12 protein-coding genes and 1 pseudogene are annotated in these 8,415 nt (G+C 61.0%); 2 read left to right on the top strand and 11 right to left on the bottom strand.

Going from position 1 to position 8,415, the window contains the following annotated elements:
- The 10 genes from JCM12178_RS15950 to JCM12178_RS15995 all read right to left on the bottom strand — a co-directional run.
- A partial coding sequence (locus tag JCM12178_RS15950) for an aconitase family protein (RefSeq protein ID WP_245628829.1) occupies positions 1 to 405 on the bottom strand: 405 nt, incomplete at its 3' end.
- 27 nt (positions 406 to 432) lie between these two features.
- Entirely contained in the window at positions 433 to 738 is a 306-nt protein-coding gene (locus JCM12178_RS15955) for a hypothetical protein (RefSeq protein ID WP_054652839.1), read from the bottom strand.
- On the bottom strand, positions 707 to 2,302 hold the full coding sequence (locus JCM12178_RS15960) for a chorismate mutase (protein ID WP_054652840.1): 1,596 nt from the start codon (positions 2,300 to 2,302) through the stop codon (positions 707 to 709). Before JCM12178_RS15960 ends, JCM12178_RS15955 begins: the two co-directional genes overlap by 32 nt.
- A 121-nt stretch (positions 2,303 to 2,423) precedes the next feature.
- The gene (locus JCM12178_RS15965) at positions 2,424 to 2,912 is read right to left on the bottom strand and encodes a metallophosphoesterase family protein (RefSeq protein ID WP_054652842.1); all 489 of its coding nucleotides are present in this window, start codon (positions 2,910 to 2,912) and stop codon (positions 2,424 to 2,426) included.
- Positions 2,913 to 2,922: 10 nt separating this feature from the next.
- Complete coding sequence (locus JCM12178_RS15970) at positions 2,923 to 3,729, bottom strand: MlaA family lipoprotein (RefSeq protein WP_054652844.1); 807 nt, start codon at positions 3,727 to 3,729, stop codon at positions 2,923 to 2,925.
- Positions 3,730 to 3,735: 6 nt separating this feature from the next.
- The gene (locus tag JCM12178_RS15975) at positions 3,736 to 4,047 is read right to left on the bottom strand and encodes an MlaC/ttg2D family ABC transporter substrate-binding protein (RefSeq protein WP_054652846.1); all 312 of its coding nucleotides are present in this window, start codon (positions 4,045 to 4,047) and stop codon (positions 3,736 to 3,738) included.
- Positions 4,048 to 4,057: 10 nt separating this feature from the next.
- Positions 4,058 to 4,324, bottom strand: coding sequence for an ABC transporter substrate-binding protein (locus JCM12178_RS15980; RefSeq protein ID WP_157054966.1), 267 nt, complete (start codon positions 4,322 to 4,324; stop codon positions 4,058 to 4,060).
- A 49-nt stretch (positions 4,325 to 4,373) separates the two neighbouring features.
- Positions 4,374 to 4,817 (bottom strand): outer membrane lipid asymmetry maintenance protein MlaD, encoded by a 444-nt coding sequence (gene mlaD, locus JCM12178_RS15985; protein WP_054652849.1) that lies wholly within the window; start codon positions 4,815 to 4,817, stop codon positions 4,374 to 4,376.
- 15 nt (positions 4,818 to 4,832) lie between these two features.
- Positions 4,833 to 5,669, bottom strand: coding sequence for an ABC transporter ATP-binding protein (locus JCM12178_RS15990; protein WP_054652851.1), 837 nt, complete (start codon positions 5,667 to 5,669; stop codon positions 4,833 to 4,835).
- A gap of 10 nt (positions 5,670 to 5,679) precedes the next feature.
- The gene (locus JCM12178_RS15995; RefSeq protein WP_054652853.1) at positions 5,680 to 6,486 is read right to left on the bottom strand and encodes an MlaE family ABC transporter permease; all 807 of its coding nucleotides are present in this window, start codon (positions 6,484 to 6,486) and stop codon (positions 5,680 to 5,682) included.
- A 246-nt stretch (positions 6,487 to 6,732) separates the two neighbouring features.
- Between JCM12178_RS15995 and JCM12178_RS16000 the strand changes: the two genes are divergently transcribed.
- On the top strand, positions 6,733 to 7,494 hold the full coding sequence (locus JCM12178_RS16000; RefSeq protein ID WP_083465999.1) for a substrate-binding periplasmic protein: 762 nt from the start codon (positions 6,733 to 6,735) through the stop codon (positions 7,492 to 7,494).
- A gap of 6 nt (positions 7,495 to 7,500) precedes the next feature.
- Here the strand turns inward: JCM12178_RS16000 and JCM12178_RS16005 are convergent.
- Positions 7,501 to 8,138, bottom strand: a pseudogene (locus JCM12178_RS16005) (HD domain-containing protein).
- A gap of 125 nt (positions 8,139 to 8,263) precedes the next feature.
- On the opposite strand from JCM12178_RS16005, the gene JCM12178_RS18035 reads away from it, so the two are divergent.
- Positions 8,264 to 8,415 (top strand): YraN family protein (locus JCM12178_RS18035; RefSeq protein WP_439646716.1); only part of this gene is annotated, 152 nt, incomplete at its 3' end.

Genomic DNA, 8,415 nt, shown 5'->3' on the forward strand with positions numbered 1-8,415 from the left:
CCGCGCCATGGCGAGGCTGCCGATGCCGCCCGCCGTGGGCGTGTGGGAGTCCGAGCCGATCAGGGTGCGGCCCGGACGGCCGAAGTTCTCCAGATGCAACTGGTGGCAGATGCCGGTGCCCGGAGGCGAGAACACCACGCCGTACTTTTCGGCGACGGTACGCAGGTAGCGGTGGTCATCGGGGTTTCGGAAGCCCATCTGCAGCGTGTTGTGGTCCACGTAGCTCACCGATAGTTCGGTGCGAACCCGGTCCAGCCCGATCGCTTCGAACTGGAGGTAGGCCATGGTGCCGGTGGCGTCCTGCGTGAGGGTCTGGTCGATGGTCAGACCGATCTCGCTTCCGGGCGCCATTTCACCGCTGACGAGGTGACGCTCGATGATCTTCCGGGTGATGTTTTTCCCCATTGTCCGCTCCTGCGTGTTGAAGGTTCTCTAGAAAAGGAAGCCGTCCTTGACGCCGGGGGAAACCTGCGTCTCGTCCATGCCGAGTTCAAGTCGGTTGATCTTGTTGCGGCGGAATTTTGCTTCCACGTCGTAGCGCAGCTTGTCCTGCTGGAGCTGGAAGATTTCCTCGTGGTGGAAGACCCCCTTTTTGGGGTCTTCGGCCTCCATGAGTTCGCGGATGCGCTTTTCGCACTCCTTGATGAGGTGGGTGAATTTGACCACCTCGGCTTCCAGCACGGTGACGTCGTCGGAAAGCTGCGGGTTATCCGATGCGGATTCTGCGGCGTTTGACACTGCGGTCCTCCTTCTTGGGCTTCGGTTTCATGACGCCCGTGGGAAGGGTGTTGTAGAAGTTCCAGAACTGCGGCCACCAGCTGGTCAGCTCGCCGTGGTTGGAGAGCATGATGCCGGGGCAGCGCCATGCGGCCAGTGCAAGGCCGAGGGACCATTCCGGGGCCGGGCTGCCGAACGAGCCTTCCCATTCGCCCACGCCGGTGATGCTGATGGATTCGGTATCCGCCTCGTAGGTGGCGTTCATGTGGTCCAGCATTTCGGCGGCTTCCATTGGCGGCTGGCCTTCGATGACAGCCTTGCCAGCCCGGACACCGAGCGCCAGCGCGAGCGGGTAGAGCCCGGCGCGTTCGCCGATGGTGATGCGCGGGTAGGAAGGGATGCCCTTGCTGGTGGCGGTCATGGCCTCGTCGGTCTGCTCGATCTCGATGCCGAGGTCGGCGAGTTGGTCCAGAATGGGCTTTGCGGATTCGGCCCACGTGCCCCGAACGCTGATGCGGCCGCCGCAGAAGGCGGGCAGGGCGAGCAGGTAGGGGGTCAGGACCGTGTCCAGCGGCAGCACGGGCGTTTCAGGAACGGCCGGGATGCCGTCGGAGACTTCAAAGCCGTCCTTGGTGCGGGTCACTTCGATGCCGCAGGCTTCCAGCACGTCGGCAGCGGCAGCTGCGGCCTCAAGGGCGTCACCGGAGAGACCGTTCACGGCAAGCCCGCCGGGATAGGACCAGGACGCCAGCACGAGGGCTGCGGCAAAGTCCGGGTCGATGTCCTTGGGCAGGGTGATTTCCTCGTCCATGGTGCCGCCGGATTCGAGGCGGCAGGGCAGGCCGGGGTTGTTCGGGTTCATGGGCACGAGGCGCGCGCCGAGCTGGGGCAGGAACTTGTTGAATTTCTGCACTTCCAGCAGCTGCAGCGTGGCCTGTCCGGTGAACTTGCAACGGCCCATGTTCCCGAGCGCCATGCACAGGAGCAGGTAAAAGTTGAGCGGGTCGTCGCCAGCGAACAGCATGGCGTTCTCGAACTCCAGCGGTTCGGTTGCGGCAAAGGAGAAACCGGTGTCGTCCCATGTGACTGCGGCACCGGCCTGCTTGAGGCCTTTGGCGAGGTCCTTGTTGGGGGCGTTGAGCAGCGCCTGCGGCAGGGAGCAGGGCTGTCCGCAGGCAGCGGCGATGGACATCCACAGGCGGGTGGTGCGCAGCGAGCGCGGTCCTTCGATGGTGGCATCGGCCGCTTCCCTTCTGGGAGCGAGCTTGTAACCGCCCTTGTCTCCGCTGCCGGTGGCGGACTGGGCGAACTGGTTGGCGAGCGTGAAGAGCTGGCGGGACAGGCGCGGGTCGAGCCCGAGGCCTTCACCGGCCTCTTCCCAGGCGCGGCGCAGGTCCTTTTCCAGCTGGGGGTCTATTTGGGATTTCTGCTTGGAGCGACGCCACGCGCCTTCCTTGCGGAGCAGGTAGCTGCGCTTTTCGAGCAGGCCGAGGATCTTGGAGTCGATCTCGGAGATTTGATGATAGCGTTGACTCTTGGCGGGCCGCTGTTGGGCGTCGTCGTCTTCGAAATGATTGTCTGACATTGGGTCTTACCGTCTTCCTATATAATGATGTAGCTCCCGCCTGTGCGGGAAAGAATGTCATTAGCTTGAAATCGTCCGGCGGGCAAGCCCCGGATTTGAGGGGTGCCGGAACGGGCGGAGGCTAGAGTCTGGGCGGTCCCTGAAGGAACTGGCAGTCCAGCGCACCGTCTGGACCGATGGTGATGTGCGCCAGTGACCCGGATTCACCGAGGCTGCCGGGGTTGCAGAGCTGCACGCCGCGGCGCTTGCCCCAGTCCCGGGCATGGGTGTGTCCGTAGCAGACGAGGTCGTACTTGGGTCCAAAGGCTTCGGCAACTTTTTCGGGTACCTGCGGGCGGGGTCCCCAGCCGTGGGTCAGGCCAACGACCAGTCCGCCGAGCTTCACGGAGAGCATGGGGTCCAGCTCGTCCACCAGCGCGGGGTCCCAGTCGCAGTTGCCGCGAACGCAGTGGAAGTTGGGGTGCTGCATGAAGAAGGACCAGACAGCCGGAGTGGTGATGTCGCCGCAGTGCAGGAGCGCATCGGCAGGAGCCAGATGCTTTTCGTACACGTCCTGAAGCCACGCGCCGGGCGTGGTCATGTGGGTGTCGGAGATGACGGCAATGAGCATGGAAGCTCGGCTATTCTTTGACGGCCTTGGCGCGCATGCGCAGGTAGGCGTCCTTGAAGGCCTGATAGGGGTCGATGGCGCCGTTCTTCAGGGTCTCGTACTGGCCGAGGTTCAGGGAGAGGTAGTTGATGCGGCCGAACGCGTAGTAGCCCACGGCTTCCCAGAAGCTCAGCACGTAGGTGTCCACGGAGACGAAGTAGTCGCCCACGAAGCCGACCGTATCACGGGCGGAGCTGGGGCCGAGAAGCGGCCAGACGAGGTACGGGCCGTTGCCCATGCCCCAGTGGCCGAGGGTCTGGCCGAAGTCCTCGATGCCATCGGGGATTTCGGGTCGGGTCTTCTTGCGTCCTTCTGTCACATCGGCGAGTCCGCCGAGGCCGAAGGTGGAGTTGACCACGAACTTGGAAAGATTGAGCCCTGCCGCCTGAAACTTGAACTGCAGGAGGCAGTTCACGAAGCGAACCGGGAAAAGCAGGTTGTGGAAGAAGTTGCTGAAGTTCTGCCGCAGCTTCTGGGGCAGAACGTAGCCATAGCCCTGTGCGATGGGCTTGAAGAGCGCAAAGTAGAGCTTGTCGTTGAACTGGAACCAGAACCTGTTCCACCCTTCAAAGGGGTCGGAGGCCAGTTCGTGCTTGGGTTCACCGGCCTTCTGCTGGTCGCCGTCGTCGTCCACGATGATGTTGCCCGAGTCGTCCCAGACATTGTCATCGAATTTGTACTGCGCGAACTGCTGCGTAGCAGAAGAGCCGTCCTCGGCAAAGGCCGGCACGGCAGCGAAGGCGATCAGCGCGATCAGAAGGGCGAGGGTCAGGCGCATGGTATCCTACTTCTGTGTTTCCGTCGTCTGTGCGGTCTGAAGATGCTCCGCTTTCTCGTTCAGCTTGGCAATCAGCGTGTCCACGTTTCCGTCATGCAGAATTTCAGCGAACTGGCTGCGATAGTTCTTCACCAAGCTGATGCCTTCGGCGATTATATCGTAAACCATCCACTGTCCACCTATTTTTATCAATCGGTAGTTTACGGAAAAGGTTTTATCCTTGTCAACCACCTCGGTCAGCACCATGGCCTTGTCGCCGCGAACCATTTGCTTCTTGTACGTGACCTTCTGCCCGGAGTAGTCTTCGAGTTTGGGCAAGTAGTTGAGTTCAAGAACTTTTTTTGAATATCGGGACCAACTCGTCCTTTTTGGCGTCGTCCATCTGCAGCCACGGTCTGCCCACGGCCATCATGGTAAGATACTTGTAATCGAAGTAGGAGTCCGAGAGTGCGGCGATTTCGTTAAAAATCTGCTGCCGGGTGGCTGCTTCGTCGAACCGGGGGTCCTGCAGGAGTTGGACGATCTTGTCGACGCCTTCCTTGACCCGGGCTTCAGGGGTCGCCTCGGCCATGGCCACGGCGCTGAAGCCGAACACGGCGAGCAGCGTCGCCAACAGGATGGAAAAAAAGTCTGGTGCGCATCGTTTATACCTTCCCGAATGCGAATTTGCTTATGAGGTCTTCAAGGTCGAGGGCGGGTTCCGTGTCAAAGATGAATCCGTCTTCTTCCAGCGGAGAGCCAAGCCCCGGAGTTATCTTGATGAACTTGTCGCCGATGAGGCCGCTGGTCTTGACCGAGGCGATGGCGTCGTCGCTTATGACCACGCCTTTCCTGATCTTCATGTTCACGTCGGCCACGCCGTCTTTCTGGTTGAGGACGATGTCGTTCACGTATCCGATCTTCACGCCGTACATCTGCACTGGCGCGTTGGCCTTGAGGCCGGAGACGTCGGTGAAGCTGGCCTCCACGCTCCAGTGGCTGTCGGTGAACAGGCCCACGTTGCCGAGCTTGACGCTCATATAGGCCATGGCCAGCAGGCCGACGAATACGAATATTCCGACCGCGGTTTCCTTGCTGTACTTTTTCATCGTCTCCATCCTCTATCAATCGTCATGCTGCAGGTCGAGCAGCTTAGAACAGTCGTCTTTGAACATGTCGACGCCGATGGGCGGCATGGTCAGCCTCGGGGTGTCCCGCTCTTCGGGAAGGCGGTCAAGGAAGCGGCGCAGGTATTCGTCCTCGGATGCGTCGAGCTCCTCCACCGTGCCCTGAAACAGGCTGCGCCCGTCGCCGAGAACCACCACGTGGTCGGCGATGGCCCGCATGCTCGCAAGGTCGTGGCTGACCACCACCATGGTCATGTCGAAGTGGGCCATCATGTCGAGCAGCAGGTGGTCCAGCTCGGCGGACAGGATCGGGTCCAGCCCGGAGGTCGGCTCGTCGCAGAAAAGCACCTGCGGGTCCATGACCAGCGCCCGCGCCAGTCCTGCGCGCTTGCGCATGCCGCCGGAAAGCTCGGTGGGATACTTTTCTTCGGATCCGGAAAGCCCAACCAGCTTCAGTTTGTGGTCGATGATTTCCCGGATGTTGTTCTCTTTGAGCCGGGTGTGTTCGCGCAGCGGCAGGGCGAGGTTGTCGAAAATCGTCAGGGAGCCGAGCAGGGCGCCGTCCTGAAAGAGCACGCCCATCTGCTGTTTCATGCAGCGGGCGGCCTTGCCGGAAAGGGAGTGGACGTTGTGTCCGCCGATGTAGATGGCGCCCTCGATGGGTTCGTGCAGCCGGAGGATGTGCTTGATGAGCGTGGATTTGCCACAGCCGGAGCCGCCGACCACCACCGTGACCTTGCCGCCGGGCATGGTCAGGTCCAGACCGGAGGCCACGGGAATTCCCCCGTACCCCACGCTCAGGTTTTCAAGTCGTATGCCCGGTGCCTTTGCCATCGAATCCCCTTTACCAGAGCAGCGAGGTCAGCACGTAGTCCGAGGCCAGAATGATGACGCAGGACTTGACCACCGCGGTGGTGGTGGACTGGCTGACCCCTTCCGGGCCGACGTGGCCCTTTCGGGTGTGTGTGAAATATCCCTCGAAACAGCAGATGGTGCAGACGAGGCAGGCAAATACCAACGACTTGATGAAGCCGCCCTCGATGTCGCTCCAGTTGAGCGAGTCCTGCACGCGCGACCAATAGACGCCTTCGTTGGCCCCGAGCAGCTTGACGCCGGTGAGCCAGCCGCCGGAAATGGCGATGAGGTTGAAGAAGGCGGTCAGTATGGGAAAGCTGATGATGCTCGCGGCCATCTTGGGCGCGACGAGGTAGCGCACCGGGTTGATGTCCATGATGTTCAGGGCGTCGATCTGCTCGGAGATGCGCATGACCCCGATTTCAGCGGTCATGGCCGATCCGGCCCGGCCCGTGAGCATGATGGCGGTGAGCACCGGTGCGAGTTCTCGGACCATGGACAGGCCGACCCCGGCCCCGAGGAATCCGTCCGCGCCGAAAATGGCCAGCGCGAAGTAGAGCTGCATGCCCATGACCATCCCCGCGAATCCGCCGATAAGGGCGATGACGCTGATGGACTGGACGCCGATGAAATAGATTTGCCTGACGACTTTCGGGAACTGGCCCCAGCCAGCGAACACAAGACGCAACGAATCGAGGAAAAAGATGGTCAGTGCACCTAATTCCCCAATGAATCCCGTAAACGCCGAACCTAGTGCGGCGAACGGGGCAAGTGATCCCCTCTCTGCCTGTGGCATAGCCATCCCCGATATTCGATCTGCGGCAAAAAATCCCGTATGCGAACGGTTTTCCGCGTACCGGCCCTCGTCCGGAAAGATGCTATTACAGAAATACCACGAATTCCGCAACCTCGGTAGAGAAAATGACGACCTCCGGCAGTATTGTGCAGCATGGCAAAGATACTAATGTATTACGATATTGAAATACGGTATGCTTTCGTATCCTTTTGATTGGCCGGGAACGATTCATGGGAGGAGAGACCTATGCGTGCGCTGCTTTGCTTGTCGCTTCTTTGGCTGGTGGTTTCTGCTGTTCCTGTTCAGGCGGAACCTTTACTGTTTCTCACTCAGGACTTCCCTCCGTTTACCTACCTTATAGATGACCGACCGTCCGGACCGGGTGTGGAGGTTGTTACCAGCGCCTGCCGAATGGAAGGGCTGGAGTGTGAGGTGGAACTGCTGCCGTGGCCGCGCGCCCAGATGCTCGTTCGTGAAGGTGAGGCGCATGGTCTATTCCTTTTGGGCATGAACGCGGAACGGGAAAAGTGGCTTGTCTTTTCCAAGCCCATTGTTCGGACAGGGTACGCGTTCTTTGAGCGCGCCGGTGAGGGTGTCCTTGATTCCAAGGGCGTTGTGGGTCTTGGGCAGGGAAGCGTTGGGGTGTACGGCCCGTCCAACACCTCCCGTTCGCTTGCGGCGTTTCGTGAAGAAAAGGGTGCCAAGTTCAGGATCGACATGACACCTGACGACGAAGAAGCGTTCAAGAAGCTTTCCTGGGGCCGGGTGGACGCGGTCTTCTCGAACAGCGCGGTGGGAAAGGCCCTCGTGGCCAAGCTGCATCTCACCAACGTTGTGCCTTCCATGGCCTGCGGACACCTCAACTATTACATTGCATGCAGCAGGGATTCCGACAGGCAGGAGGAGCAACGACGCTTTTTGGATCGCGTGGCGGACATGGTCACGAACGGCACCGTGGATCTGATTCTGGCACGATACTACCTTGAGGGAGAAGGGGGCGGAGAGTAGCTGGAGCTACTTCTTCTTTCCATTCTTCCGGGTCCACCACGCAGGGTCCGGGCCGAGGAACCACCAGTCCTTGTGGTCGGTTTCGGCGATGGTCTGCGCCAGCTCCGCGCCCCATTCGGTGCGCACCCGCTGCACGGCGATCTCGAGCCACTGTGTTGCGTAGCGGTTGCCGAGGTCGGCCTCTTCCTTGAGATTCAGGATGAAGTCGAGCTGGTCGGCGTCCTGCGCGAGCTTTGCTTCCAGTGTGTCCGCGCTCTCCAGTTCCTCCCACATGGGCAGAATGTCTTCTTCCAGACCGGTCCCGGCGGTGGCGTGTTCCAGCGCATGGTGCGGTTGGACGAGTTGTAGATGCGGTTCACGTAGTTGAAGTCCGCAGTACGGGACTCGTGCAGATCATGAAACAGGCAGAGGAAGGTTGTGCGCGCCACATCGGCTCCGGCCATGCGGGCGAGGACGTAGCCCAGCACCGCGGTGCGGAAGGAGTGTTCGGCCACGTTTTCCGAGCCCGTGCCAAGGAACTGGTAGCCGGTGCGCGGGGTCTTGCGGAGCATGCCGCACTCGAAAAGAAAGTCCGCGATGCGCGTAAGCCGGTCCCGGCCGTGCACGCCATCGTTTGCGGTATCGTCAGGTTTGTTTTTCGTCATGGCAAGAGCCATACTCCCGCAGGCCCGCAAGTTCAAGGTTCGTCCTGTTTTTCCGTCCGGGCGGTCATGGACCGTCGGGGCGGGCTGTGCTATTCGGCCCCATGCGCAAGCTGCTCAAAAGCATCATGCCCGGCAGCGGCGGCCGGGGCGAGGACGCGGCGGCCCGGCACCTGAAAAGCCGGGGCTACCGGATTCTCGAACGCAACTGGCGGCACGGCCGTCTTGAGATCGACCTCATCTGCCGCGATGCCGACTGCATTGTATTCGTGGAGGTCAA

This window comes from Salidesulfovibrio brasiliensis JCM 12178, assembly GCF_001311825.1.
In the GTDB taxonomy this organism is placed as follows: Bacteria; Desulfobacterota; Desulfovibrionia; order Desulfovibrionales; family Desulfovibrionaceae; genus Pseudodesulfovibrio; species Pseudodesulfovibrio brasiliensis.

Excerpts from the sequence above, each read along its gene's own strand:
- JCM12178_RS15960 (WP_054652840.1), bottom strand. The coding sequence starts at position 2,302 with ATGTCAGACAATCATTTCGAAGACGACGACGCCCAACAGCGGCCCGCC.
- JCM12178_RS15965 (WP_054652842.1), bottom strand. The coding sequence starts at position 2,912 with ATGCTCATTGCCGTCATCTCCGACACCCACATGACCACGCCCGGCGCG.
- JCM12178_RS15970 (WP_054652844.1), bottom strand. The coding sequence starts at position 3,729 with ATGCGCCTGACCCTCGCCCTTCTGATCGCGCTGATCGCCTTCGCTGCC.
- mlaD (WP_054652849.1), bottom strand. The coding sequence starts at position 4,817 with ATGAAAAAGTACAGCAAGGAAACCGCGGTCGGAATATTCGTATTCGTC.
- JCM12178_RS15990 (WP_054652851.1), bottom strand. The coding sequence starts at position 5,669 with ATGGCAAAGGCACCGGGCATACGACTTGAAAACCTGAGCGTGGGGTAC.
- JCM12178_RS15995 (WP_054652853.1), bottom strand. The coding sequence starts at position 6,486 with ATGCCACAGGCAGAGAGGGGATCACTTGCCCCGTTCGCCGCACTAGGT.
- JCM12178_RS16000 (WP_083465999.1), top strand. The coding sequence starts at position 6,733 with ATGCGTGCGCTGCTTTGCTTGTCGCTTCTTTGGCTGGTGGTTTCTGCT.